We start from the raw sequence: 25714 nt of genomic DNA on the forward strand, positions 1-25714 counted from the left end.
CGGTGAGCTCCCGACAACCGGGCGGCTGGTCCGGGCTATCGATCCGAGCCCGCTGTCATGGCTTCCCCCGACCGGTCGCCCGCCCTCGCCGAGAGCACCGACGGCACGAGCGGCAGGGTCAGCATCATGATCACCACGCAGCCGAACAGCGCGGCCCGAGGGCCGAAGGCGTCGCTGATCAGGCCGCCCAGGATCGAGCCCAGCGGGATGCCCGCGAACAACGGCAGCCGGATGCCCCCGCTCATCCGGCCCAGCATGGCGTCGGGCGTGGCCTGCTGACGCCAGGTGTTGGACATCACGTTCCAGACGCCGGCCCCGATGTTGGCGAGGAAGAGCGCGACCAGCCAGAGGACGCCGATCGCGACGTCCGGTCCGGCGGCGACGGGCACGAGCAGGAACGGCACGGTCGACGCGACGGCGCTCAGCACGTAGACCCGGCCCTCGCCGAGCGTCCCGATCAGCTTGGCGACCGTCGTGGCCCCCACCAGCGCGCCCAGCCCTCCGGCGGTCATCGCGACGCCGTACCACGCGGCTCCCGCGTTCTGGACGTCGAGCGCGTGCAGGAGGAACGCGACGATGAACATGGAGCTTCCGAAGTTGAAGACGAACCCCTGCGTGGCGATGCCGCGGACCGTCCGGCTGGTCACGAAGACGAACCGCAGCCCCTCGACGAGGTCGGCCCGGACGCGCCCGTCCCCGGCCGGCTCCGGGGCCGGCTCGGGTTTGCGGATCGCGGCGAGCGAGATCACCGAGACCAGGTAGGAGCACGCGTCGACGAGCACGGCGAGCGGAGCCGACTTCGCGGCCTGCACGAACAGGCCGGACACCCCCGGGCCGACCAGGTCCGCCGCCTCCTCGGACGCGATCGTCCACGAGTTGGCCGCGGTGAGGCGGTCCCGGCTCACCAGGAGCGGCAGGTAGGCCGTCTGCGCCACCTCGTACACGACCGTGCAGCAGCCGACGACCACCGCGATGACGAGGAGCAGCGGGAAGGTCAGCGCACCGGCCCAGAGCAGGACGGGAATGGCGAGCATCAGCACAAAGCGGGCGACGTCGGAGGCGATCATGACCGGGCGCTTGCGCACCCGGTCCACCAGGATTCCGGCGAGCAGCGGGATGACGAGGTACGGAACGTAGACGGCGCCCCGCAGGGAACCGACGCCGGCGCCGCTCGCGCCGAGATCCCGCACCGCCAGCAGCGGCACGGCGACCAGCGAGAATCCCGTTCCCGCGGCCGAGATCGACTGTCCGAGCCAGAACGACATGAAGTCGCGGTCGCGTCGCAGCGGTATCCGTTCCTGCCGCTCGACCGTCATCCACCCTCCTGACGCCGGCCCCGGGGGCTAGCGGGACTCGGCACCGCCGTCACCGCCGCCGTCACCGCCGCCGTCACCGCCGCCGTCACCGCCGCCGCCGTCACCGGCGGGCTCGCGGGCGAGCGCCTGCCGGACCGCGGCCTCGGGCATCGCGCGTATCCGCTCGATCAGCGTGCGCACGTCCGGTTCGGCGGCCGCCGTCAGCTGCCGGCGCTGGAGGGCGTCCGCCAGCTCCGCGAGCGTCAGACGGCTCAGCAGCTCGGTGATCGCGGGCCTGATCCCGAACGCCTTCTCGATCCGCACGACCACCTGTGTGGCGAGCAGGGAGTGCCCGCCCAGCGCGTGGAAGTCGTCGTGCCGGCCGACCGGGTCCGCGTCCAGCACCTCCGCCCAGATGCCCGCGAGCGTCCGCTCCGCCCCGGTCCGCGGCGGGACGTGCCGCCGCCGCTCGCGCGGGCCCGGCTCGGGCAGCGCGGAGCGGTCCAGCTTCCCGTTGGCGTTGAGCGGCAGCTCGGCCAGCGTGACGAACACGTCGGGCACCATGTAGTCCGGCAGCCTCCCGGACAGGAACCTGCGCAGCTCCGTGCCGGTCGGCTCCGCGGACGACGGCGCCGTACGGTCGTGCGTGACGTAGCCGACCAGCCGGATCGAGCCGTCCGGACCGGTCCGGGGATCGACGGCGGCGGCGCCGACCGCCGGATGGGACAGCAGGACGTGCTCGACCTCCCCGGGCTCCACCCGGTTGCCGCGGATCTTGACCTGGTGGTCCGCCCGGCCGAGGAACTCCAGGGTGCCGTCCGGCCGCCAGCGGGCGCGGTCGCCGGTGCGGTAGAGCCGCGCCCCCGGTTCGAACGGGTCCGGACGGAAGCGCTCCGCCGTCAGCGCCGGGCGGCCCTGGTAACCACGGGCCACTGGCACGCCGCCCAGGCACAGCTCGCCGACCCCGCCGACCGGGACGACCTGGTCCCGCTCGTCGAGCACGTAGACCCGCGCACCCGCGATAGGGCCGCCGATCCCGACCCGCCGGCCGCCGTCCGGCCCCGGCGGCACCCAGGACGCGGTGACCTCGATGGCGGCCTCGGCCGGGCCGTACAGGTTGAGCAGCTCCACGCCGGGCAGCACCCGCCGGCAGTCCGCCACGACCCTCGGGGTGAGCTCCTCGCCCACGGCAAGCACGCGCCGCAACGTCGCACCGCACGCGGCGGCCTCCGGGACGTCGAGGAAGGCACGGAGCACCGACGGCACGAGGTACGCGTCGGTGATCCCGTGCTCGCCGACGAACCCCGTGAGGTACGCGAGATCGTTGACCCGGTGCGGCTCCGGTATCGCCAGGCAGGCGCCCGAGATCAGCGGCCACATCAGCTCCGTGATCGAGACGTCGAAGCCCAGCGGGGTGCGGTGCAGGACGACCCGGCCGGGCCCGAGCGGGATCGCCGCGCGCTTCCAGGCCAGATGGTTGACGAGGCCCGCGTGCGTGTTCACCGCCCCCTTGGGCACACCGGTGGAACCCGACGTGTACAGCACGTAGGCGGCGCCGTCGGCGTGCGTGACGCGCGGCGGCGCGGTCGCGGGGTTCTCCTGGATCTCGGAGAGCCGGTCCGGATCGACGACAGTCGGATCGACGATGGTGTGCGGTCGCGCGTCCTCGACCATGAAGCGCAGCCGGGCCTCCGGGTAGGAGACGTCGAGCGGGAGGTACGTCCCGCCCGCCTTCCAGACGGCGAGCAGGGCGACGACCTGCCGCGGCGAATGCGGCAGCCGGACGCCGACGACGCGTTCCGCCCCGGTCCCCTGGTCCCTCAGGTACCGGGCCAACTGGTCGGCCCTCCGGTCCAGTTCCCGATAGGTCAGCCGCTCGGCGCCGACGATCGCCGGAGCGTCCGGCGTGGCGGCGACCTGGCGCTCGAAGAGGTCGATCGCCGTGCCGTCGCGCACCGGCGGGACGTCCGCGCCGCCGAAGCTCCGGATCAGCCGGTTCCGCTCCGCGGCGTCCACCAGCGGGAGCGTCCTGACCGCGGAGTCCGGTCGCTCGACCGCGCCCGCCAGGATCTGCCCGAGGCTCTTGCGCACCTGGTCCACGGTGGCCTGGTCGAACAGGTCGGCGGCGTACCGCATCGAGCCGGCGAGGCCGCCGCCGGCGGTCGGCGCCAGATAGAGCGCCAGCTCGAACGCCGCACCGGCCGGAGGGAGCTCGTGGACGTCCGCGGCGACCCCTTCGACGTCCCATCCGAGGTCCACCCTTTCGCGCAGCACGAAGGCGCAGCGCAGGAACCCGGACGGGTCCCGGTCGGCGGCAGCCTCGCGGAGGATCCGCTCGTACGGGAGATCCGCGTTCTCGAAGGCGTCCAGGCAGTTCTTGCGGACCCGGCCGAGCACCTCCGAGAACGTGGGATCACCGGTGAGGTCCACCGGCAGCGGGAGCGTGTTGGAGACGAAGCCCACCATCGCCCCGGTTCCCGGCAGCTCCCGGTTCGCGACCGGGACGGCGATCGCCGGCCGTTCCTGTTCGCTCCACCGGCCGAGCGTGACGCCCAGGGCGGCGAGCAACACCATGAACGGGGTGGCCCCGGTGCCTTCGCCGAGCCGGCGGACCCGTCCCGTCATCTCCGGGGACAGCTCGACCCGGACCTGGCCGGCGGGTGGCGCCGCGCGAGCCGAGCGGGGACGGTCGGTCGGGAGCTCCACCGCGCGGACCCCGTCGAGTGCCGCTCTCCAATACGAGGCCATGGCCGCGAGCCGGTCGCCCGCCTCCTCGTGCGCCTCCCATCGGGCGTAGTCCGTGTACCGGAGCGGGGGCCGCTCGGCGTGCAGGAGCGGGAGGCGCTCGGCGTTCCCGTCCGGCCCGGACGACACGCGGGCGCGGTAGGCCGCCGCCAGGTCCCGCAGCAGGAGCCCGGCCGACCAGGCGTCGACCGCCGCGTGGTGCGTGTCGAACAGCAGGACGTGCTCGTCCGGCGCGAGCCGGAGCACGGTGGCCCGCACCGGGATGTCCCGGCCCAGGTCGAACGGCCGGGCCGGCTCCCGCTCGTACCGCGCCTCGACCGCCTCCCGCCAGGACCGCCCGTCGTCCGGCGGCGATCCGACGACCGGGACGTCGACCTCGGGGGCGTCGAGCACGTGCTGGACGAGCGTGCCGTCCGGCGCCGGGCGCAGGACCGTCCGCAGGGCTTCGTGGCGGCGGACCAGGTCGCCGACGGCGGCCCGGAGCGCGTCGACGTCCAGCCGTCCGGTCAGCCGTACCGCGCCGCTGATCGTGTACGCCGGTCCGGCGCCGAGCTGGTCCGCGAGCCACATCCGGCGCTGTCCCGACGAGGCCGGCGCCGGTTCCGTCCCGTCGTGCGGGTGCGGGCCCCGGCCCCGCTGGCCCGTCGGCGCTGACGGGGCCGTGAGTGCGGCGAGGTCGGCGACGGTCGTCCCGTCCAGCAGCCGCCGCAACGGGACCTCGATGCCCAGCTCGTCCGCGAGGGCCGCGCGCAACCGCGCCGCACGGAGGGAGTCCAGGCCCTGGGCAGCGAGCGGAACCTCGTGGGCCACGTCGTCCGGACCCACGTCGAGCGCGGTCGCCGCCAGCCTGGTCAGGTCCGGTCTGGTCGGGCTCGTGGCGGGCTCCGCCGTCGTCTTCCCGGCTGTTCCGCTCCCGGCATTCGCCGCGATCAGCCTGGCGGACAGGGCGCCGGACAGGTACAGCTCCCGGCAGGCGCGCCGCCGAGGCTTCCCGCTGGTGGTGTACGGCACCGTGCCGGGCCGGACGAGCAGGACGTCGTCGAGGGCCAGGCCGTGCGTTGCGGCCACGGCCGTGCGGATCTCCTCGACGACGGCGGCGGCGCGCGCACCGTCCAGGCCGGGTGCCGCCTCGTGGACGGCGACGACCCGCTCCCGGGCGCCGTCGTCGTGGCCGAACACCACACCTCTGGCGCGCAGCGCCGGATCCGCTCCGCGGACGGTCTCCTCCACGTCCGGGGCGTGGTGGTTCCGCCCGCGGATCACCATCAGGTCCTTGATCCGGTCGATGAGGTAGAGCTCGCCGTCCCAGCGGAAGCCGAGATCGCCGGTGCGCAGGTACCGCCCGGGACCGGAACCGCCGTCGGCGAGCGACGCGTCGGCGAGCGAGGCGTCGGCGCGAGACGCGTCGGGGAGCGAGGCGTCGGCGAGGGGGGTCGCCTCGCGGTCCGGGCGCCAGTATCCGCGGGCCACGGTCGGTCCGCCGACCCAGATCTCCCCCACCGTTCCGTCGGGGCACCGCCGGCCGGTCGCCCGGTCCACCACGGCGACCGCGTCCGCGCCGCGTGCGCGGCCGCACCCCACCAGCGTCACGGTGGGCTCCCCCGGCGCCTCGCCGGCCGGCTCCACCAGGTCGCGGGCGAGCGCGTCGCGCGTGACTTCGAGCCGGCGCGGCCGCTCGCCCCGCCCGACGCTGGTGACCAGCAGCGTCGCCTCCGCCAGCCCGTAGCACGGCCGGAAGACGTCGTCGCCGAAGCCGTTCGGCGCGAACCGCTCCGCGAAGGCGTCGAGGGTTGCGGCGCGGACCGGTTCGGCGCCCACGAGGGCGTGCCGCCAGGCCGCGAGGTCCAGCCCGGCCCGTTCGGTCTTGGTGACCCGGCGGGTGCACTCGGCGTACCCGAAGTCGGGCGCGACGCTGATCGTCGCGCGGTGCCGGCTGATCGCCTCCAGCCAGCGGACGGGCCGCCGCAGGAACGTCATCGGCGACAGCAGCACGCACGGGAAGCCGCCGTAGACCGGCTCCAGGATCCCGCCGATCAGCCCATGTCGTGGTAGGGCGGCAGCCAGCTGACACCGACGCTGCCGGGGCCGAGGTCGTAGGTCCGGGCGATCGTGGCCAGGTTGTGCATGAGGTTGTCGTGGCCGATCAGGACGCCCTTGGGCGCCGCCGTCGAGCCCGAGGTGTACTGCAGGAACGCCACGTCGTCCCGCGAAGGCGGCGTCCCCGCCCACCCGGCCGCCGGGGCGACCCCGGGGTCCGGCGCCTCCAAGTCGGTACGGAGTACGAGCGTGGACTCGTCCAGGCCGCCGCCGTCCCCGTCGAACGTCTCGGCGGTGTCCCGGTCGGTGAGGACGAGGTCGGTGCCCGCGTCCGCGACGATGCCCGCAGTCCGTTCCGTGCCGCGGGTCCCCGTCGGCGGGTAGACCGGGACGGCCTCGACGCCCGCGTACAGGCAGCCGAAGAAGGCGGCGACGTAGTCGGCCCCCGGCGGGTACATCAGCAGCGCCCGGCGCCGGCCGGTGCCGAGCAGGCGCGCGGCGACCGCCCGCGCACGCCGATCCAGCTCGGCGTAGCTCAGCGCCCGCTCCGGATCGCGGTCGGCGAAGACGAACGCGGTCGCGCCGGGGGTCGCGGCGGCCCGCGCCCGCAGCACCTCGACGATCGTGCCCGGTCCGGTCCCGCCGGTATCGCCGGTCCCGCCGGTCATGTCGGCCACGTGTCCGGTGTTCCTCACCCTTGCGCGTTCGGATCCGCCAGCCCGTTGCGCGCGGCGTGACCCGCGTCGGGGAGCGTGAAATCGACGATCAGCACGTCCCTCGACGCCGGGGCTCCCTCGTCGATCGGCTCGACCGGTGTGACGTGGTGCAGCATCCGCCTGTCGTCGAACGTCATGAAGTCGCCGGGCTGGAGCGTCAGCGACTGCTGGCACTCGCGGTCGTCGGTGTACACCGAGCTCTTCCCGCCCGTGATGTTCGTGCGGCGCGTCACCAGCGTCGCGACGTAGGTGACCCCGTCCCGGTGCACGCCCTGCGGGGTGGGCTTGCCGAGCTGCCCGTTGCCGGTGACGATCCGGACCGGGTGCAGCTCTACGTACCACCTGCGAACGCCCTCGGCGGCGCTGATGATCTCTCCGAGGGTCCGCACCAGCGGCTCCAGCAGCGGGTCCTTGTCGAACGCGTCGGTGAGCGGGTCGAAGTGCCGGACCACTCCCCCGTTCAGCGGGTTGACGTCGGCCTCCTGGAAATAGCTGTGGTGCGAGATCCGGGTCAGCTCCTCCGTGTCGGCGTCGTACCCGAATCGCCCGTACCGGCGGTAGCGGTAGACGCCGCCGTCACCCATGTGGGTGTCCAGCGTGAGATCGTCCCAGTTGTCGGCGAACCGGCTCCAGGTCTTCTCGGTGGCGCCGATCCGTTCGAACAGGGTCTCCGAGGACCAGATGAACCAGCCGTCCTCGCGGAGCTTGCGTCCGGCCGAGCCTGCCGAGGGAGCGTCCTTCTCGGCGGATCGGACGTCGGCATCCTGTCGGGTCATGGAAATGTCCTCTCATGCCGGGATTCGTGCGGGGATTCGCTGCCGTACGGGTGGGGCGAAGACGCGGCGGTCCGGATCGGCGACCAGCTCGGCCAGCACGTCGATGTAGTCGTGGACGAGGTCGTCGGCGCGTTGCCGGGAGAACACCGCCGTGCGGTAGGTCGCGATGCAGACGGGCCCCGACGCCGATTTCCTGAGGCGCAGCGCGAGCGGCCGGAACGCGTACTGCCAGGGCGGGGGCATCGGCTCGACCCGCAGGTCGCCGAGCGGGATGGACAGGTCGGGATCGGTCTCGGCGGTGAACTGCACGTGGAACAGCCGTCCGAGCAACGCCGGGTCGTTCCCGAGCTCGGGCTCCAGCAAGGACGGCGGCAGCTCGTTGCACGCGAAGTCCCGGGTCGCCGGCTCCCGTACCCGGGCGAAGAGCTCCGCGAAGGACGGGTCGCCCGACAGGTCGGTGCGGAACACGATGTCGTTGCCGAAGTCGGCGATCAGGTCCTCGACCTCGCGCCAGTTCCGGAAGCTGATCGGCGCGCGCACCGCGATGTCCCGCTCCCCGGAGTAGCGCGCCAGCAGGACCTGGAAGGCGACGCAGGAGACGATGTAGAGCGTCGTCCGGTGCCGCCTGGCCAGGTCCTCCACGCCGGCGAAGAGCTCGGGCGCGACGGGAACGATCAGCGTGTGCCCCGGCCTGGACCTGAACCCGTCGGCCGTGCCGTCGAACGATCTTCCGGGCGGCCGCAGGTCAGCGGGAAGCCAGGCCGGGACCGCGCCGGACAGCCGAGCCACCCAGTAGTCCAGCTGTTCCGCGCCGTGCCTTCCGTCGAGTCGTGCACGATGCCAGGCGGCGAAGTCCCCGTACTGGACGGGGAGGCGCGGCAACTCGGGCCGCGTTCCGCCGCGGAACGCCATGTAGTAGGCGGCCAGGTCGCGGATGAAGACCTCCACCGCCCTCGCGTCACCGATGATGTGGTGGAGCAGCAGCATCGCGATGTGGTCGTCCTCGGCCAGCCGGAGCAGCCGCAGCCGGTACGCGGGCTCGCTTTCCAGGTCGAACGGCCGGTCCACCTCGCGCCACGTCACCTGCTCGAACTGGTCGAGCGTGATCCGCTCCACGGGAATGGCGCAGGGTCGCGGTTGTTCGACGATCTGCCGCAGGTGGCCGTCCCGCATCCGGAACATCGTCCGCAGGGTCTCGTGCCGGCCGGTCAGCGCGGCGAGCGATCGGGACAGCACCTCGACGTCGAGCGGCCCGTGCAGGCGGAGCCCGGCCACGACGAGCGGGTCCGGCTCGCCCTCGGCCTGGGCCTGCACCCACATCGCCTCCTGCAGGTACGACGCCGGAAAGCTGTGGGTGTCGCCCGTACGGGGCAACGCCGGGATCGCGCCGGTGCGCGCCCGCCGGCGGCTCAGCAGCGCGCGCTCCCGCTCGATGCGGCTCTCCATGGCCTGGTCGCGCGTCATCCCGGCACCTCGGACTCCACCGGGTCGTCGCGGACCATCTCGTCGAACATGACCTCGGCGAAGTCCCCGAGCGTGGCGTCCGGCGAGTAGAGCAGCCGCAACGGCAGCTCGACGCCGAACTCCTCCCGGACACGCGACACGAGCTGGATGGCGATCAGCGAATGGCCGCCCAGCTCGATGAAGTTCTCGTTCATGTCGACCTGGTTCACGGCGAGCAGCTCGGCCACCATCGCGGCGAGCTCCTGTTCGACCGGCGTTCTCGGCGGCGCGGCGGCCCGTTCGCCGTGCGCGGGACGGGTGACCGGCAGTGCGTCCTGATCCACGGCGCCGCCCGCCGTCCGTGGGATGTCGTCGACCAGGTCGATCCGCGTGGGCAGCACGAAATTCGGCTGCCGCGCGGAGGCCAGCTGCTGCCGGAGGTCCGGCAGGGAGGGGCGGCGACCGGCCACCGGAACCACGAAGGCGTGCGACTCCAGGCCGCCCGCGTCGCCCCGGACCGGTACGACCGCACAGTCCGCGACATCCGGATGCCGGGCGAGCAGCGCCTCCAGTTGCTCGGGCGAGACGGGGAAGCCACGGATCTTCACCCGGCGATCGGCCCGTCCGACGACGTCGATGCCGGACCCGACGAGCTTCGCGACGTGGCCGGTGCGGTACAGCCGAGCGCCGGGGTCACCGGTGAACGGATCCGGGACGAACCGCTCCGCGGTCGGCGCCGGCTCGCGCCAGTAGCCGCGTCCGGCCGACGGACCGCCGACATAGAGCTCACCGACCACCCCCGGTGGGACCGGTTCCATCCGCTCGTCCAGCACATAGGCATCGACCGCGTCCAGCGGCAGACCCAACGGAACGACGGCTTCGGCCCCGGGCCCGAGCGCGGGCGCGGGCGCGCGGTCGGAGCCAGCACTGGCCGGGAGCGGCACCGGCACTCCGGCGACCAGGCCAGCGAAGATGTCCAGGAACGTTGCCGGGCCGGGGGAACGTCCTGCCGCGCCGGGGCGGTGCGAGGCCGCCATGGCCGCGAGGTCCGCGTGCGTGATCATGTGGCCGGGGCCGGGCGCGCCGTCGGCGGCGTACGCCACACAGGCCAGTTGGTCGGACGGCACTCGAACGTCCAACGCGGTTTCGGGCGTTGTGGCGGCGCCGTTTGGGAGCTCGTCCAGCAGGACGACGCGAACCGGAGTGCCGTCCAGACGGTCGCGCGTCGCCGACCCGGTCACCACGTGCCGCGTCCCAGAACGGTCCAGCAGGCGGGCGGTCCGTTCCGGCGGCGAGTCCGGATCGACCGGAACCAGGACGCCGCCGGAGCCGAGCACGGCGAGCCAGCCGACGATCAGCTCGACCGGGCGGTCCAGCACGACGGCGACCGGGGTCTCAGGTTCGACGCCGGACGCTCGCAGCTCGTGCGCCAGCCGGCCGGCGCGGGCCGACAGCTCCTGGTAGGTGACCCGCCGGTCGGCGTCCTCCGCCGCGACGGCCTCCGGTTGCTCTCGGACGACCCGGTCCAGCAGCCCCAGGACGGATCCTTGAGCGGAGTCGGCGGTTCCGCGCCGGGTCGGGTCCCCGGAGCGGCTGGCGCGGCCTCGTCCCAGGAGTTGCAGTCGCTCGTCGTCGGGCAGCAGCGGCAGTTCCGAGATCCGCCGTCCGGGGTGGTCGAGCGCCCCGCGCAGCAAGGTGCGGAACTGCCTGGCCAGCCGTTCCGCCGTACGCCGGTCGAACAGCTCAGTGCTGTATTCCAGGACGCCCATCTGCTCGTCGCCGTCCGGCTCGATCGACAGGGCCATCTCGAACTTGGCGGTCCCGGTCGGCGTCCAGGTCGGTTCGAGCGTCAGATCGGCGCACTTCCACGGCTGGCCCGGCACGTCCTGGAAGCCGAACATCACCTGGGCCAGCGGCGTGCCGACGCCGACGTGCCGTTGCGGTCGCAGCACCTCCACGAGCTTCGCGAACGGGAGCTGCTGGTGGCGGATCGCGCCGGACCACACCGCACGGGCCCGGGAGAGCAGCTCGGCGAACGTGGGATCGCCGGAGAGATCGGTCCGCATGACGAGCATGTTGACGAAGTAGCCGATCAAGCCCCTCAGCTCCGGCCGCTCCCGGTTGGCGACCGGGGTCGCGACCGCGATGTCGTCCTGCCCGGAGTTCCTCGCCAGCAGGGTCGCGAACACGGCGAGCAGGAGGACGAACGGCGTCACGCCGTGTTCGCGGGCCAGCCGTTCGACATCGGCCCGGACCGTCCCCGGCAGCGGGAACCGGACGACGTCGCCGTCGAAGGACGGCTCCCCGGACGGGACGCGGTCGACGGGCAACCCGACCGGACCGAGGTCGGCGAGCTGCCAGCGCCAGTAGTCGACGAGCTTCTCCAGCCGTTCCCCGCGCAGCGTCTCGTTCTCCCAGACCGCGTAGTCGGCGTACTGGATCGGCAGCGGTTCCAGGTCGGGTTCGCGGCCGTCGGCGAAGGCCTCGTAGCAGGCGGACAGCTCCCGGAAGAAGATGACCGACGACCAGGCGTCGGTGACGATGTGGTGCATCACCAGCACGGCGACGTGGTTCTGCTCGTCCACCCGCAGCAGCCGCATCCGGAGCAGCGGGCCGTTCGCCAGGTCGAAAGGGGTCCGCACCCATTCCTGGACGAGCCGCCGCACGGTGGGCCCGGTGATGTCCTCGTCGACATCGGTGACCGACACGTCGACCGGCATCTCCTCGTAGATGACCTGAACGGCGCTGCCGGCCTCCTCCCGGAAGAGCGTGCGCAGGATCTCGTGACGGTCGACGATCACCCCGAGCGCCCGCCGCAGCACGTCGACGGCCAGCGGGCCCCGGATCCGCACCACGGCCGTGACGTTGTAGGCGGGCAGACCGGGATCCATCTCGTTGACGAACCACAGACTTCGCTGGGCGAGCGAAGTCTCCACTACGAAGACATCGTCGGTCACGCCGTCCTCCTGCTCATCCCTGCTCATCGTGTCTCCATTCGATGCGCGGGCCGGAGCGGGCGACAGTCGGTCGAACTCCCGACACGGCCCAGGCACCGCCCGGCTCTGGACGGCTCTCCTACCGTTCGGTCATTCCGTCCACCGCGCCGGTCCGCTGGGATCGGCCCGCATCGTGACGGGCAGGCTGCTCAGCCCGGACAGGAAGTTCGAGTAGATGCGCCGCTCGGGACCGGCGCGGTCGATCCCGCTCACGAACGTCCGCAGCGCGTCCAGGACGGTGCTGATCTCGACGCGGCCGAGATAGGCGCCCAGGCAGAAGTGCGGGCCGTATCCCAGCGAGAGGTGGGGGTTCGGCGAGCGCGCCAGGTCGAAGCGGTCCGGCTCGGCGAACACCGACTCGTCGCGGTTGGCCGAGGCCAGCCAGAGCGTGACCACGTCACCGGCGGCGATGGTCCGGCCGCACAGCTCGACGTCGCTGGTCGCCACCCGGCCGAAATGCATGGTCGGCGTGGTCCAGCGCAGAACCTCCTCGGCGGCGCTCTCCACGGTCACGTCGCCCCGCCTGAGCGCCCGCCACTGATCCGGATTGTCGATCAGCGCCCGGACCGCTCCGATCATCGCCAGCCGGCTGGTCTCGTCCCCGCCCATGATCAGGCTGTAGCAGTTGAGGACGATGTCCTCGTCGCCGAGCCGCCCGCCGCCGCCCAGGTCGGCGGTCGCCAGCAGGCTGATCACGTCGGCGCCCGGGGCACGGCGCCGCGCTCGCACCAGATCGGTGAAGTAGAGCAGGATCTCCCCGCGGGCCGCCCGGTCCGCGCCGGCTTCGGGACGCTCGTAGTCCGAGGCCAGCGCCGACCTGGTGAGCGCCAGCACGTGGTCCCGGTCGGCGGCGGGCACGTCCAGCAGGTCGCAGATCGTGGCGAGCGGAATGTACGACGCGATCGCCTGGGCGAAGTCGCACGCTTCGGTGTCCCGCGTCTTCTCCAGGGCCTCCACCAGGAGCCTCCGGGTGGTCCGGCGCACCTGCCGGACCACGCCCTCCAGCGCGCGTGGGGCGAACGCGCGCAGCAGGAGTCTGCGCAGCTCCGTGTGGCGCGGCCCGTCGGTCACCGCGAGCATCCGCCCGGAACCGGCGTCCTCGCCGTGGAGCAGGGTGACGAGCACGTTGCCCCGTTCCGACGTGAACCGGGCCGGGTCGCGCAGCACGCCGGACACGTCGCGGTGCCGGGTGACGGCCCAGAATCCCGGGCCGTGCTCGGTCTCGGGCTGCCAGTGGACCGGATCGCCGGACCGCAGCCCGCGCCAGACCTCGGCCAGGTCGTGCTCGGCGTGGCTCCTCGGGTCGGCCAGGTTCGGGATCGCTGTCACGGCGTCGTCCTTCCGGTCTCGGGTGGGGTGCCGAAGGGGCGGAGCCTCGGCCGTCCGCTCCCGCCGAGCCGGGTGATCAGCGCCGCGACGGCCGGCGCCTCGAAGACGGCTCGGACCGGTGGCCGCACGCCCAGGGCGGCCTCGATCCCGGCGACCAGCCGGATCGCCGACGCGCTGTCGCCGCCCAGGGCGAAGAAGCCGTCGTCGATGCCGACCTGTCCGGTGCCCAGCACCTCGGCGTACACGTCGCACAGGATGCGTTCGCGGGGCGTACGGGGAGCCCGCCCGGCCGGGCCGGCCTCGGCCCCGGCGGGCGCGGAGGTCTCGCGGAGAGCAGTGCGATCCAGTTTCCCGTTCGGGGTGAGCGGAAGTGCGTCGAGGACGACGAAGTCCGACGGCACCATGTGGCGGGGCAACCGGGCCTCGCCGAACTCGCGCAGACCGGCGGGCGTGGGACGAGGGCGTCCCGCCCGCCCGGCGACGTAGGCCAGCAGCGACGGGCCCGCCGGTGACCGGTCGTCGACCACGACCGCGGCCTGGCCGACATCGGGATGGGCGATCAGGACCGCTTCGACCTCGCCGGGTTCGACGCGGAAGCCACGGATCTTGGCCTGCTCGTCGAGCCTGCCGGCGAAGTACAGCTCGCCGTCCTCGTCCCGGCGCACGAGATCGCCGGTCCGGTACATCCGGTCCCCTGGCGCGCCGAACGGGTTCGCCACGAAGCGTCCGGCCGAGAGCGCCGGTCGATTCAGGTAGCAGCGCGCCAGCCCCGCTCCCGCCAGGTACAGCTCGCCCGGCGTCCCGGCGGGCACCGGGCGCAGCCAGCCGTCCAGGACGTGCGCGCGGGCGTTGGCGATCGGGCGTCCGATCGGCGGTTCCGCGTCGCCCGACAGCGGCCCGCTCGTGGTGGCGCAGACCGTGAACTCGCTCGGCCCGTAGGCGTTGACCAGCACCCGGTCCGCCGACCATCGGCGGGCCAGCGCCGCCGGGACCGCCTCCCCCGCGACCGTGAGCGTCGTGACGCCGGAGAGGCCGCCGGGCGACAGCGCGGCCAGCGCCGACGGCGGCAACGTCAGGTGCGTGATCCGCCGCTGGGCGATCGTGGCGGCCGGCCGGGCCAGCAGCGCGAGCCGCTCTCCCGGAGGCAGGACCAGCGTGCCGCCGTGGAGCAGCGCCATGCACATCTCCCATACGGCGGCGTCGAAGCTCCACGACGCGAACTGCAACACCCTGCCGCCCGGGCCCGCCCCGAGCCGCTCGGCCTGCGCGGCGACCATGCTCGCGACGCCGGTGTGCGGGACGACGACCCCCTTCGGGCGGCCCGTCGAGCCCGACGTGTAGATCACGTAGGCCGGGTGGCCGGGCCGCAACGGCACCGTGGGGTTCCGCTCGTCGCACCGTCCGACGGCCTCGATCAGTTCCGGCCGGTCCAGCAGGACACGGACCGCGCCCGCCCGGCCGGTGTCCAGCTCCGTTGTCGTGATCAGGGCCGACGGTCTGGCGTCGTCCAGCATGTGGGCGATCCGGCGCGGCGGGTACTCCGGATCGATCGGCAGGTACGCCGCACCCGCCTTCAGCGTCGCCAGCGTGGCGACCACCAGGTCCGGGGACGACGGGGGCAGCGCGATCGCCACGATCCGTTCCGGTCCGGCGCCGAGGTCGATCAGGTGGTGGGCCAGCCGGTTGGCGCGCCGGTCCAGCTCGGCGTAGCCGAGGGTGGCCTCGGCCGTTTCCAGGGCGATCCCGTCGGGCGAGCGGGCGACCTGGGCCTCGAACATCTCCGGCACCGTCGCCGGACGGCCGGTCTTGTCCGTCCGGGCGGTTTCGGCGGGTGGGCTTCGGCGTTCCGCAGGCAGGAGGGTGTCGATCTGGCCGACCCGTGCCGTCGCCGGAGAGGTCACGATCTCCCGTACCACCCGCAGCAGGCGATCGGCGAGGCGGCGGGCTGACCGCTCGTCCAGCGCGTCGGGCCGGTAGACCAGCCGCAGCCGCCCGCCGGGCAGCGGTGCGATGCGCAACGGGTGGTGGCCGCACTCCCAGCCGTCCACCGCCACGACTCGCGGGGGGGCGTACGGCCCGCGCACGGGATCGTCGTCGTACGGAGCGAGAACCGTGTCGAAACGACCTCCGCTCCCCTCCGGCCGGGTGCCACGATCGTCGTCCGAACGCCGTACCAGCCCGAGCATCGGTTCGCCCGGGTCCAGTTCCAGGCGCACTGGCACGGTGACGGAGAACTGGCCGAGCGCGGTGGCCGGTTCCCGCGACGGCGCGGGCACCGTGGCGCCGAAGACCACGTTGGTGCGGCCGGTGAGAGCACCCAGCACGATCGCCCAAGCCGACCGGAACACCGCGTCCTGTGAGACGCCTTGTCGCCGGGTGAAGGCGTCCAGCCGGGATTCCAAGTCGGGCGGACCCGAGACCAGCAACGGCCGAGGCCACCGCTGTCCGGTGGGCGGCGCGGAGGGAAACAGCAGCGTCTGGTGGTCGTCGCTCCCGGCTCGCCTAATCGGCCAGGTAATCGGCGAGGCGTCGACGTCGCGTTCCCGCTCGGACGGAGCGCCCGTCAGCAGCTCCCACACCGCACGACGAGCGGACGCACCGTCGAGGACGAGGCGATGGTAGGTGAGCACGAGGACGTGGCGTTCGGGCTCCAGCCGCACCACGGCGATCCGCAACAGCGGCGGAACGGCCCAGTCGAAAGGCCGGGTCAGTTCCTCGTCGCGGAGCCGGCGCGACTCCGGACCGCGGCGCGCGGGCGGCAGCGCCGACAGGTCGAGTTCGCGCCACGGCGGTTCGGAACGCGGGGCAAGCCGCCGCATCGGCCGTCCGTCGCGTTCACCGAAGCAGGACGTCAGGTCCGGGTGCCGCGCCAGCAGGTCCGCCATGGCCGGACGCAGCCCGCCGAGGTCGACCGGACCGTCGAGCTCGGCGGTCACCTGACCGACGTGGACGTCCGGCGCCTCGTCGTCGTAGACCGCGTGGAAGAGCAGCTGTTCCTGCGCCGGGCTCAGTGGCAGGAGCGCCCCCGGCTCGGCTCGGCTCGGATCGGTCCATGGACGCGCCACCAACCGACCTCCTCCGAGCAAGGGCCGCCTTTACGCCACTTTCGCGCAGACTCCCGAACTATTCAGTGCGGCGACGTCGACGCGAAAGTCGGGAAGGCTCCTGACACTTCCAAGAAGTGATTCCGGAATGTCCGCGGCACCAATGCGGCACCTGTTGTCGCGCGTTGGAATCTGTCAGGGCTTCGTCCGACTGCCAGGCGGCCGACAGCGGATGAGACGGTCGGCGGGTGGCGAGCGCACGGCCTCGCCCGTAGAGGGCTTGGGACGGGATGCTGAACACAACCATCGTCGACCAGGAAATCGTCCTCGATCACGGCACCGGTGCGCGGCTGAGCCGGGAGCTGGTCGAGTTCACCGCCGAACTGCTCGGCGACGTGTACGTCGGCGAAATGGAGGACAGCGCGATCGTGCGGGAGACCGGCGAGGCGCTGGCGATCACGACCGACTCGTTCGTCGTCGACCCGCCGTTCTTCGGCAACGGGGACATCGGCAGGGTGGCCGTCTGCGGCACCGTCAACGACCTGGCGGTACTCGGCGCCGAGCCCCGCTACCTGACCCTCGGCGTCATCCTGGAGACCGGGCTGCCGGTCGCCAGGTACGCGGCCGTCCTGCGGTCCGTCCGCGACGCGGCGCGCGAGGCCGGCGTGGTGATCGTCGCCGGCGACACCAAGGTGGTGCGGCCGGGCGAGGCCGACCAGATCTACCTCAACACCACCGGTATCGGCGTGTTCCGGCGCCCTCCGCTGCGCATGGCCCACGTGACGGCCGGCGACGGCATCCTGCTCACCGGACCCATCGGCAACCACACCGTGCACCTGCTGTCGGTGCGGGAGGGGCTCGGGTTCGAGCGGGACGTCCTGAGCGACTGCGCTCCGCTGAACGGGCTGGTCGCGTCCCTGCTGAGGTCGCCGTTCGGCCACGCGGTGCACTCCATCCGCGACGTCACCCGGGGCGGGCTCACCGCGGTGCTGCACGAGTACGCGCGGGCGACCGGTCTGGCGCCGCACCTGGTCGAGGAGGCGCTGCCGATCGAGCGGCCGGTGCGGATGGCGTGCGACATGCTCGGCATCAACCCAATGAACACGGCGAACGAGGGCTGCCTGTGCCTGTTCGTCGAGCAGTCCGCGGCCGACGGGGTGCTCGACGTCCTGCGCCGCCATCCCTACGGCCGGCAGGCGGCGATCGTCGGGACCGTGGTCGAGGCGGACGACCGCGAGGTGCGCGTCACCAGACCGGACGGGCGCGTCGACGCGATCGACGAACTCCACGGCGCCGAACTGCCCCGGCTGTGCTGACGGAACCGGCCGTCTTGACGGCACGGGCATGAGGGTTGCGGGCCGGACGCCGGCTGATCCGCGTGCGCGGGCCGGGCGGGGAGGCGTCGTGAACGGACCGAGGAGGAGCTGATGGGCGAACGTGTGCTCGGGTTGACGGACGTGCTGCGCCTGCTGGCGGAGCACGAGCGGGCGGCGGACCGGGCACTGGCCATGGTGCCGTCCGAGACCGCGATGTCGGGCATCGCCAAGCTGCCGCTGCTGCTCGACGCGTACCACCGGTACTTCTTCAACGAGGGCGGCGACCCCGAGAGCTGGCATTTCCGCGGCGGGCAGGACCTGCGCGAGCTGGAGATGGGCCTGACCGTGCCGCTGCTGGCGGAACTGGGCCGGGCCGAACGGGTGTCCGTGCGCCCGCTGAGCGGGCTGGGCGCGATGACCCTGGTGCTGGCGTCGCTCGGCGGGCCGCCAGGCTCGGACGTCATGACGCTGTCTCCCGACGTCGGCGGCCACTACGCGACCAGGCGGCTCGCGACCAGGCTCGGGCTGCGGGTCCATGAGCTCGGCGGCCCCGATCCGCACGGGCTCGACCTCGACCGCGCCCACGAGCGGGTGGCCGCGGTCCGGCCCACGCTCGTGTACGTCGACCAGTCCCACTGCCTGTTCCCCGTCGACGTGGCGGGCCTCGTCGAGACGGTGCGGCGGGCGTCGCCCCGCACCCGCGTGCACGTCGACACCAGCCAGTGGCTCGGGCTCATCCTCGGCGGCGTGTTCGCCAACCCTCTCGACCTCGGCGCGGACAGCTTCGGCGGCTCCACGCACAAGACCTTCCCGGGCCCGCAGAAGGGCGTCTTCCTCACCCGTGACCCGCGGGTCGCGGACCAGGTCGAGGAGACGCAGGAGTACCTGATCAGCAGCCATCACTTCGCCGCGACCATCAGCCTCGGCATCGCGCTGCTGGAGTTCCGCGAGTTCGGCGCCGGGTACGCGCGCGCCGTGGTGGACAACACCCGCAGGTTCGGCGCCCTGCTGGCCGAGCGCGGCATCACCGTGATGGCCGCGGATCGCGGCTTCTCCGCCGGGCACCAGCTGTGGCTGGACACCGGCGCGGACGGCGTCGCGCCGCGGACGGCGAGCGACCGCCTCTTCCGGGCGGGTATCCGCGTCAACTTCATGGCCGGGCTGCCGCGAGTCGCGGGTCAGGCGGTCCGCATCGGGCTCAACGAGCCCACGTACCGGGGGCTGACCGGCGCCGAGCTGGTCGATCTCGCGGACATCTTCGCCGCCGCGGTCCGGGCGGCCGAGCCGCCCGAGAAGCTCGCCGCGCGAGTGGCCAGGCTGCCCCGGCGCGCCCCGCATGGCGTGGCGGCCGATCCGGAGTCGCCGCTGGTCCAGCGGGCGCTGGCGCTGTGCGCCGCCGCGCTGGTCGGCCCGGGCGGCGAGGCGCCGGCCGGGCTCGGCCTTGCCTCGGCCGGACACCCGGCGGCGTGGAGCAAGTCATTCCGGCCTGCGCACAGGGAGGGGTGAGCGGCCGTGACGACCGAACCGCCCGCGTTCCCCCGGACGCCGGCGAGCGCCGGTGCCCGGGAGATCGCCGAGAAGTACTGTTCGCGGGCGCTGCTCAATCACTGCCTTCGCTCGTACGTATGGGCGGCGGCGTACGGCTCCCGCGAAGGCGTGCCGTACGACCCCGAGCTGTTGTACGTCGGGTCGCTGCTGCACGACATCGGACTGGTACCCGAATTCGACAGCCATTTCGTCGGCTTCGACGAGGCGAGCGGCCACGTGGCCCACGTCTTCGCCACCGGCGCGGGCTGGGACGCGGCGAGGCGCGCGGCGCTGGTCGACGTCGTCCTCAGCCACACGTGGGACGTGGTGGACGCCGACGTCCACCCGGAGGGGTTCCTGCTGGAGAGGTCGACCAGCATGGACGTCTCCGGCCGGTACATGGACGACTTCCCCGCGGAGTTCAAGGCGGGCGTGCTGCGCCGCCTGCCCCGTGCGGGCATCGCGAAGGAGTACCTGGCGTGTTTCCGGGATCAGGCGGAACGGAAGCCGTCCAGTTCGCCCGCGCGCGCCCTCCGGAACGGCCTCGCCGACGGGATCCTCGGCAACGCCCTGGACGTCTGAGGCCGCCCGGCGCCGGGCGCCGGAAGCCGGGGGCCGGGCGCCGGAAGCCGGGGCCGGGAAGCCGCGGGTCGGGAGAAGTACCGACGTCCGGACGACCTCCCGGCGGGTGCAGATTAGGGGCGTCGCCATGCGGGACCAGGAACGCGAACGGGGTGGGCACATGTCGAGCGACGCGGAACCGGGAGCACGGGCACGTTCCACGGTGCTCGATCCCGCGGCCGATCCCCGCGTGGGCGCCGGCGACCCGGGGCGCGCCGTCCGGCGGCCCGTACGCCTGGTGGTGTTCGACATGGACGGCGTGCTGGTCGACACGCAGTACGCCGAGGACGCCGGCCTGACCCTGCTGGCACGGCGCATGGGCCTGACGCTCGGCGACGACGAGGCGAGCGAGCTCTTCTCCGGCAAGCGGCTCGCCACCTGCGTCGAGCTGCTGGAGGCGCGCTCCGGCCGGGCCGCTCCGGCGGACGCGTCCGAGTTCGTCCGCGCCGAGTGCGAGCGGATCCTCGGCCCGCGGATCGAGCCGGTGGACGGGGTCGAGGACGCCCTGCGGCGCATCACGGCGCCGAAGTGCGTCGCCTCCAACAGCCCGCGTGACCTGATGGAGCGGCGGCTCCGGGCGAGCGGGCTCCTCGGCCACTTCGGGGATCGCCTCTGGTCGGCGTACGACGCAAACGTCTGGAAGCCCGATCCCGGACTGTTCCTCTCCGCGGCGGCGGGCCACCGGGTGCCGCCGTCGGCCTGCGTGGTCGTCGAGGACAGCGCGGTGGGGGTGCGCGCCGCCGTCCGCGCCGGGATGCGGGTCCTCCAGTTCACGAACGGCCGGGAGCTCGCGGCGTACGGCGACGGCGTCACGGCCTTCGCCCATATGGCGCAGCTGCCCGACCTGATCTGACGGCACCGCCCCGTCCCGCACCCGGAGCGACCTTCTGAGACACCCGGAGCGACCTTTCGAGACAGGAGACAGGATGCGGAAGATCATGATCATCGGGGCGGGCGACCTCGGCGTCCGCGTGTGCCATGAGCTCGCGCACAGCGACCGGCGGTGGGAGGTCCGCCTCGTCGGCCGCGCCGAGGACGAGGTGCGGCGGCACGTCAACCTGATCCGCTTCAGCGCTCTCCAGCGCGGCTACAAAAGCCGGGTCGACCACGCCCTGGCCGACCTGGACGACGTCGACCGGACCGCCGAGGTCATCGCCGGCTTCGCCCCGGACGTCGTGTTCCTCGCCGCCAGCCTCCAGTCGTGGTGGGTGATCGGCACGCTCCCGGCCGAGCGGTTCCAGCGGCTGTACGCGGCGAACTTCGGCCCGTGGCTGCCCATGCACCTGGTGCCGGTCCACAAGGCGATGCTGGCGGTCCGGGCGGCGGGCAGCGGGGCGATCGTGGTGAACGCCGCGTACCCGGACGCCGTGCATCCGGTCCTGGCCGGGGTCGGGCTCGCGCCGCACGTCGGCATCGGGAACGTCGCGAACAACGTGCCGGCGCTGCGCTGCTCCGCGGCCGAGATCCTCGGGACCGCTCCGGCGGAGGTGGACGTCCGCGTGGTCACCCACCACTACGTCAGCCACCGGCTCTCCCGGACGAGCGACATCGACCCGTCCCAGCTGCGGATCGCGATCCTCGCCGGGGGCCGGGACGCGATGCCGGACGTCGGGCTGACCCCGCTGCTGAAGCCGCTGACCACCGAGTACCGCCGCACGGGCGGGCTGGCCGGGCAGGCGATGACCGCGGCGTCGGCCATGAGCGTGCTGGTGCCGTTGCTGGAGCGGCGCGAGGCCGTGGTGCACGCGCCGGGCCCGCTCGGCCTGCCCGGCGGGTACCCGGTGGTGGTCGGGCCGGGGCCGGTGCGGCTGGCGCTGCCGCCCGGGATGACGGACGAGGAGGCCCTGGCCGTCAACCGGAGCGGCCAGGTCGAGGACGGCATCCGCGAGATCGGCGACGACGGGAGCGTCCTGTTCGAGGAGTCCGCGATGGACGTGATGCGCCGCGAGCTCGGGTACCACTGCGTCAAGATGCCGCTGTCCGACGCCGAGGACCGCGCCCGCGAGCTGGGCGCCCGCTTCGCGCGGTACCGGGAGGGTGTCCCCAGGTGACGCGCCGCGTCCCATGGACGGCCGGGCAGGCCGGTCATGTCTGACCTGGCGGTGGTCGGGGCGGGGCCGATCGGCCTGGCGGTCGCCTGGCGGGCCGCGGAGCGCGGCCTCGCGGTGACGGTGCACGACGCGGGCCCGGACGGCGCGGGGGCCTGGTACGCCGCCGCCGGCATCCTGGCGCCGGTGTCCGCGGAGACCGTCGGCGAGGACGAGCTGAGCGGTCTGCTGGTGGAGTCCTCCGCGGTGTGGCCGGCGTTCGCCGCCGAGCTGGAGGCCGCCACCGGGCTGGACATCGGCTACCGCACCGAGGGGACGCTGATGGTGGCGCTCACCGCCGCCGACGAGACCGAGGCGCGGCGGGTGCGGGACTACCAGACCGGCCTGGGGCTGGCGGCGCACCCGCGGACCGCCGCCGAGCTGCGCGGGTGCGAGCCGTCCCTGGCGCTCCGGGTGCGCGGCGGCGCGTACCTGCCCGGCGACCGGCAGGTGGACCCGCGGCGGATGATGATCGCGCTGCGCGCCGCGTGCCGGGCCGCCGGCGTGACCTTCGCGCGGGCCCGGGTGAGCGACCTGGCGGACCTGCCGGACGGCCGGGCGGTGGTGGCGGCCGGCTGCGGCTCGGCGGCGCTGACCGGGCTGCCGGTCCGCCCGGTCAAGGGGCAGGTCCTGCGGCTGCGTCCGCCGGACGGGCGGGCGCCGTGCTTCCGGCACGTGATCCGCGGGTACGCCGGCGGCCGCCCGGTCTACCTGGTGCCGCGGCCCGGCGGGGAGGTGGTGGCCGGCGCCACCATGGAGGAGCGGTCCGACCGCCTGGTGACCGCGGGCGCCGTGGTGGAGCTGCTGCGCGCCGCGACCGATCTGGTGCCCGAGCTGGCCGGGTACGAGCTGGCCGAGGCGTGCGTCCGGCACCGGCCCGCGACCCCGGACGGCGCCCCGATCATGGGCCCGCTGCCCTGGCGGCCGGACGTCATCGTCGCCACGGGCCACTACCAGAACGGAATCCTGCTCGCTCCGCTGACCGCCGAGCTGGTCGTCCAGGCACTGACCGGGCCGGACCCGGAGGAGCGCTTCGCGACCTTCGGCCCGTCCCGGTTCGGCCCGCCGTGAATCGGCGTGCTCTCGCGAGTCGGGGGTTTCCCCGACTGTGGACGCCGCGCCCGCGCGTGGCACCGTAATCGCATCCGGACGTCATTGCGTCATTGCGTCCGGCGCGCCTTCTGCCGCCTCGTCCGTTCCACGCGCAAGGAGCTCACATGAGCAAAATCGCGGTTCTCACCAACGATCTCCAAGGCGATCTCGTCAACAAGAACGACGAGCGGAAGAACGCGGTCGAGAAGGCCACGCCCGGATATGTCGAGTTCCTCCGGGCGATGCGCGCCCGCGGCCACCAGGTCGTCCACCTGCAGATGATCAACCCGCCCGACGACCCGGTCGCGGAACGCTACAACGGATTCCTCCCGGTGCAGAAGGGCACCGAGGGCGCCGCCATCCTGCCGGAGTTCCTCGGCGAGGGCGACATCGTCCTGGAGAAGAACAAGGACAGCGGATTCTACGAGACGGACCTGCACGAGCGCCTGCAGAACCTCTGGGTCGACACGGTGGTCGTCACCGGAATGCAGACGCAGATCTGCGTCCAGACGACGGCGGCCGACGCCTACTTCCGCAATTACAAGGTGTGGGTTCCGAGCGACTGCGTCATCTCGGCGCGTCCGGAGGACACGGCCAGGGCGCTGGAATGGCTGGACGGATACTGCGCGACGGTGGCGCCGTCGGCCGAGATCCTCAAGGTCCTCGACGCGCACGGCGAGCTCCCGCAGAAGCAGATCGTGAGCCCGTGACATGGGAGACCGCGAAACGTTCCTTTTCGTCTACGGGATATTGGTCAGCCCCGAGCAGGTCGTGGCCACGCTCGACCACCCGTTCGACCCGGAACGGATGAGCGGCGCCGTCCTGTCGGGCTGGGAGCGGGCGTGGAACGTCGCTTCGGACAAGGTGTCCCACCCCGAGCGGACCTTCCTGCTGCCGGACGGCTCCGAGTTCGACGGCGTGACCGTCGCGCTCGGCATCGAACAGCGCGACGGCTCGGAATGCGACGGGGCCGTCATCCCCGTGACCGGCGCCGATCTGGCCGACTTCGACCGCCGGGAACGCAGCTACGACCGGGTGGACGTGACGCCGTCGGTCACCTGGGCCGGAAAGCCCGGCGACTGCGTGGTGCACGCCTACGTCCCTCGCCCGGACGTGCGCCAGCGCGTCCGGGACGCGCTCGCCGACGGCCGGACGGTCTGCATCCGCAAGGGCTACATCGACGTCGTCCACGCGGCGTTCGCGCAGATCGGGCGGGCCGAGTCGGTCACGCGCCTGACGAAGGCGTCGAGGCTTCCGGTGCGCGAGCTGGTCATCGCGAAGCGGGGCTAGGCCATGACCGTGGAGGCATCGCGGACGACCGCGCGTCCCCCGCTGGCGGTCGAGGAGCTGATCGCCGAGGTGGCCGCCGGCGGAATCGACACCGTGGTCATGGCCCTGGTCGACATGCAGGGGCGGCTGCAGGGCAAGCGCTTCCACGCCCGGTACTTCGTCGACGAGGTGCTCGCCGGCGGCAGCGAGGCGTCCGACTACCTGCTGGCCGTGGACGTCGACATGAACCCCGTGCCCGGGTACCGGATCTCGAACTGGGAGACCGGCTACGGCGACTTCACGATGCGGCCCGACCCGTCCACCCTGCGGCGGATCCCGTGGCAGCCGGGCGCCGCGCTGCTGCTCGCCGACCCGGTCGGGCCGGACGGCGCGGACGTGGCCCCCGCGCCCCGGCGGATCCTGCGCCGGCAGATCGACCGGCTGGCCGGCCACGGGCTGACCGCGTTCGCCGGCGCCGAGGCCGAGTTCGTGCTCTACCGCGACTCGTACGAGGACGCCCGGCGGCGCGGCTACCGCGACCTGACCCCGGCGACCCTCTACAACGTCGACTACTCGCTGCTGGGCACCGCCCGTACGGAGCCCCTGCTGCGCAGGATCCGCACCGAGATGGCCGGCGCCGGGCTCGCCCCCGAGAGCGCCAAGGGCGAGTGCAACCTCGGCCAGCACGAGATCGTCTTCCGGTACGCCGACGCGCTGACCACCGCCGACCAGCACGCGATCTACAAGAACGGCGCCAAGGAGATCGCCGCCCAGGAGGGCATGTCGATCACGTTCATGGCCAAGCCGAACCGGCGCGAGGGCAGCTCCTGCCATATTCACTTCTCGGTCCGCGACGCGGACGGCGCGCCCGCGATCCCCGGCGACGGGCCCGGGCGCCTGTCGGCCGCCGGGCGGCGGATCGCCGCCGGACTGCTGGCCACGATGCCGGACTTCAGCCTGCTCTACGCGCCGCACATCAATTCGTACAAGCGCTACCAGCCGGGTTCGTTCGCCCCGACCGCGCTCCGCTGGGGCGCCGACAACCGGACGTGCGCGCTGCGGGTGGCCGGGCACGGCGCCGCCACCCGGCTGGAGAACCGGGTGCCAGGCGCGGACGTCAACCCCCACCTGGCGATCGCCGCCATGATCGCCGGCGCCGTCCACGGTCTGGAGCACGAGCTCACCCTCCAGGCCGAGTTCGCCGGAAACGCGTACGCCGACGACTCCGCGCCCCGGGTACCGGCCACGCTGCGCGACGCGCTGGCCCGGTGGGAGGCGTCGGAGGTGGTCCGGGACGCCTTCGGCGCGGAGGTGGCCGCCCACTACGCCAACAACGCCCGGGTCGAGCTCGACGCCTTCGACGCCGCCGTGACCGACTGGGAACTGGCACGCGGCTTCGAACGCCTCTGACGCATCTCGCA

16 protein-coding genes and 1 pseudogene are annotated in these 25714 nt (G+C 73.3%); 9 read left to right on the forward strand and 8 right to left on the reverse strand.

Going from position 1 to position 25714, the window contains the following annotated elements:
• Positions 1-35 precede the first annotated feature (35 nt).
• The 8 genes and pseudogenes from ACH34T_RS09085 to ACH34T_RS09120 form a co-directional block, all read right to left on the reverse strand.
• Positions 36-1316, reverse strand: a complete 1281-nt coding sequence (locus ACH34T_RS09085) for an MFS transporter (protein ID WP_395991549.1) — start codon at positions 1314-1316, stop codon at positions 36-38.
• A 27-nt stretch (positions 1317-1343) separates the two neighbouring features.
• Positions 1344-5306, reverse strand: a complete 3963-nt coding sequence (locus ACH34T_RS09090) for an amino acid adenylation domain-containing protein (RefSeq protein ID WP_395991793.1) — start codon at positions 5304-5306, stop codon at positions 1344-1346.
• 246 nt (positions 5307-5552) lie between these two features.
• Positions 5553-6745 (reverse strand): annotated as a pseudogene (locus ACH34T_RS09095) (AMP-binding protein); the annotation flags it as partial.
• A gap of 23 nt (positions 6746-6768) precedes the next feature.
• Positions 6769-7569 carry a 2OG-Fe dioxygenase family protein gene (locus ACH34T_RS09100; RefSeq protein WP_395991550.1) on the reverse strand — a complete coding sequence of 267 codons (801 nt, stop codon included), beginning with the start codon at positions 7567-7569 and terminating at the stop codon, positions 6769-6771.
• A gap of 12 nt (positions 7570-7581) precedes the next feature.
• On the reverse strand, positions 7582-9033 hold the full coding sequence (locus ACH34T_RS09105) for a condensation domain-containing protein (RefSeq protein ID WP_395991551.1): 1452 nt from the start codon (positions 9031-9033) through the stop codon (positions 7582-7584).
• Positions 9030-11996, reverse strand: a complete 2967-nt coding sequence (locus ACH34T_RS09110) for a condensation domain-containing protein (protein WP_395991552.1) — start codon at positions 11994-11996, stop codon at positions 9030-9032. Before ACH34T_RS09110 ends, ACH34T_RS09105 begins: the two co-directional genes overlap by 4 nt.
• A 102-nt stretch (positions 11997-12098) precedes the next feature.
• Positions 12099-13337, reverse strand: coding sequence for a cytochrome P450 (locus tag ACH34T_RS09115; protein ID WP_395991553.1), 1239 nt, complete (start codon positions 13335-13337; stop codon positions 12099-12101).
• A complete protein-coding gene (locus tag ACH34T_RS09120) occupies positions 13334-16402 on the reverse strand; it encodes an amino acid adenylation domain-containing protein (RefSeq protein ID WP_395991554.1) in 3069 nt (1022 codons plus the stop codon). Before ACH34T_RS09120 ends, ACH34T_RS09115 begins: the two co-directional genes overlap by 4 nt.
• Before the next feature lie 269 nt (positions 16403-16671).
• On the opposite strand from ACH34T_RS09120, the gene hypE reads away from it, so the two are divergent.
• From hypE to ACH34T_RS09165, 9 genes are all read left to right on the forward strand, one after another.
• Entirely contained in the window at positions 16672-17697 is a 1026-nt protein-coding gene (gene hypE, locus ACH34T_RS09125) for a hydrogenase expression/formation protein HypE (protein ID WP_395991555.1), read from the forward strand.
• 111 nt (positions 17698-17808) lie between these two features.
• Positions 17809-19203 (forward strand): hypothetical protein, encoded by a 1395-nt coding sequence (locus ACH34T_RS09130; RefSeq protein ID WP_395991556.1) that lies wholly within the window; start codon positions 17809-17811, stop codon positions 19201-19203.
• A 6-nt stretch (positions 19204-19209) separates the two neighbouring features.
• Positions 19210-19806, forward strand: coding sequence for an HD domain-containing protein (locus tag ACH34T_RS09135; protein ID WP_395991557.1), 597 nt, complete (start codon positions 19210-19212; stop codon positions 19804-19806).
• A gap of 160 nt (positions 19807-19966) precedes the next feature.
• On the forward strand, positions 19967-20698 hold the full coding sequence (locus ACH34T_RS09140; RefSeq protein WP_395991558.1) for an HAD family hydrolase: 732 nt from the start codon (positions 19967-19969) through the stop codon (positions 20696-20698).
• A 73-nt stretch (positions 20699-20771) separates the two neighbouring features.
• The gene (locus ACH34T_RS09145; protein ID WP_395991559.1) at positions 20772-21896 is read left to right on the forward strand and encodes a hypothetical protein; all 1125 of its coding nucleotides are present in this window, start codon (positions 20772-20774) and stop codon (positions 21894-21896) included.
• A 36-nt stretch (positions 21897-21932) separates the two neighbouring features.
• Positions 21933-23003, forward strand: coding sequence for a glycine oxidase ThiO (thiO, locus tag ACH34T_RS09150; protein WP_395991560.1), 1071 nt, complete (start codon positions 21933-21935; stop codon positions 23001-23003).
• Positions 23004-23149: 146 nt separating this feature from the next.
• Positions 23150-23734, forward strand: coding sequence for an isochorismatase family cysteine hydrolase (locus ACH34T_RS09155; protein WP_395991561.1), 585 nt, complete (start codon positions 23150-23152; stop codon positions 23732-23734).
• Between the two features lies 1 nt (position 23735).
• Complete coding sequence (locus tag ACH34T_RS09160) at positions 23736-24314, forward strand: gamma-glutamylcyclotransferase family protein (RefSeq protein ID WP_395991562.1); 579 nt, start codon at positions 23736-23738, stop codon at positions 24312-24314.
• Positions 24315-24317: 3 nt separating this feature from the next.
• Positions 24318-25703, forward strand: a complete 1386-nt coding sequence (locus ACH34T_RS09165) for a glutamine synthetase family protein (protein WP_395991563.1) — start codon at positions 24318-24320, stop codon at positions 25701-25703.
• Positions 25704-25714 lie beyond the last annotated feature (11 nt).

The organism is Actinomadura sp. 9N215 (assembly GCF_044326345.1).
GTDB lineage: Bacteria > Actinomycetota > Actinomycetes > Streptosporangiales > Streptosporangiaceae > Spirillospora.

Excerpts from the sequence above, each read along its gene's own strand:
- ACH34T_RS09130 (WP_395991556.1), top strand. The coding sequence starts at position 17,809 with ATGGGCGAACGTGTGCTCGGGTTGACGGACGTGCTGCGCCTGCTGGCG.
- ACH34T_RS09165 (WP_395991563.1), top strand. The coding sequence starts at position 24,318 with ATGACCGTGGAGGCATCGCGGACGACCGCGCGTCCCCCGCTGGCGGTC.
- ACH34T_RS09145 (WP_395991559.1), top strand. The coding sequence starts at position 20,772 with ATGCGGAAGATCATGATCATCGGGGCGGGCGACCTCGGCGTCCGCGTG.
- hypE (WP_395991555.1), top strand. The coding sequence starts at position 16,672 with ATGCTGAACACAACCATCGTCGACCAGGAAATCGTCCTCGATCACGGC.
- ACH34T_RS09160 (WP_395991562.1), top strand. The coding sequence starts at position 23,736 with ATGGGAGACCGCGAAACGTTCCTTTTCGTCTACGGGATATTGGTCAGC.
- ACH34T_RS09085 (WP_395991549.1), bottom strand. The coding sequence starts at position 1,316 with ATGACGGTCGAGCGGCAGGAACGGATACCGCTGCGACGCGACCGCGAC.
- ACH34T_RS09155 (WP_395991561.1), top strand. The coding sequence starts at position 23,150 with ATGAGCAAAATCGCGGTTCTCACCAACGATCTCCAAGGCGATCTCGTC.
- thiO (WP_395991560.1), top strand. The coding sequence starts at position 21,933 with ATGTCTGACCTGGCGGTGGTCGGGGCGGGGCCGATCGGCCTGGCGGTC.
- ACH34T_RS09100 (WP_395991550.1), bottom strand. The coding sequence starts at position 7,569 with ATGACCCGACAGGATGCCGACGTCCGATCCGCCGAGAAGGACGCTCCC.
- ACH34T_RS09140 (WP_395991558.1), top strand. The coding sequence starts at position 19,967 with ATGTCGAGCGACGCGGAACCGGGAGCACGGGCACGTTCCACGGTGCTC.
- ACH34T_RS09090 (WP_395991793.1), bottom strand. The coding sequence starts at position 5,306 with ATGGTGATCCGCGGGCGGAACCACCACGCCCCGGACGTGGAGGAGACC.
- ACH34T_RS09105 (WP_395991551.1), bottom strand. The coding sequence starts at position 9,033 with ATGACGCGCGACCAGGCCATGGAGAGCCGCATCGAGCGGGAGCGCGCG.
- ACH34T_RS09110 (WP_395991552.1), bottom strand. The coding sequence starts at position 11,996 with ATGAGCAGGGATGAGCAGGAGGACGGCGTGACCGACGATGTCTTCGTA.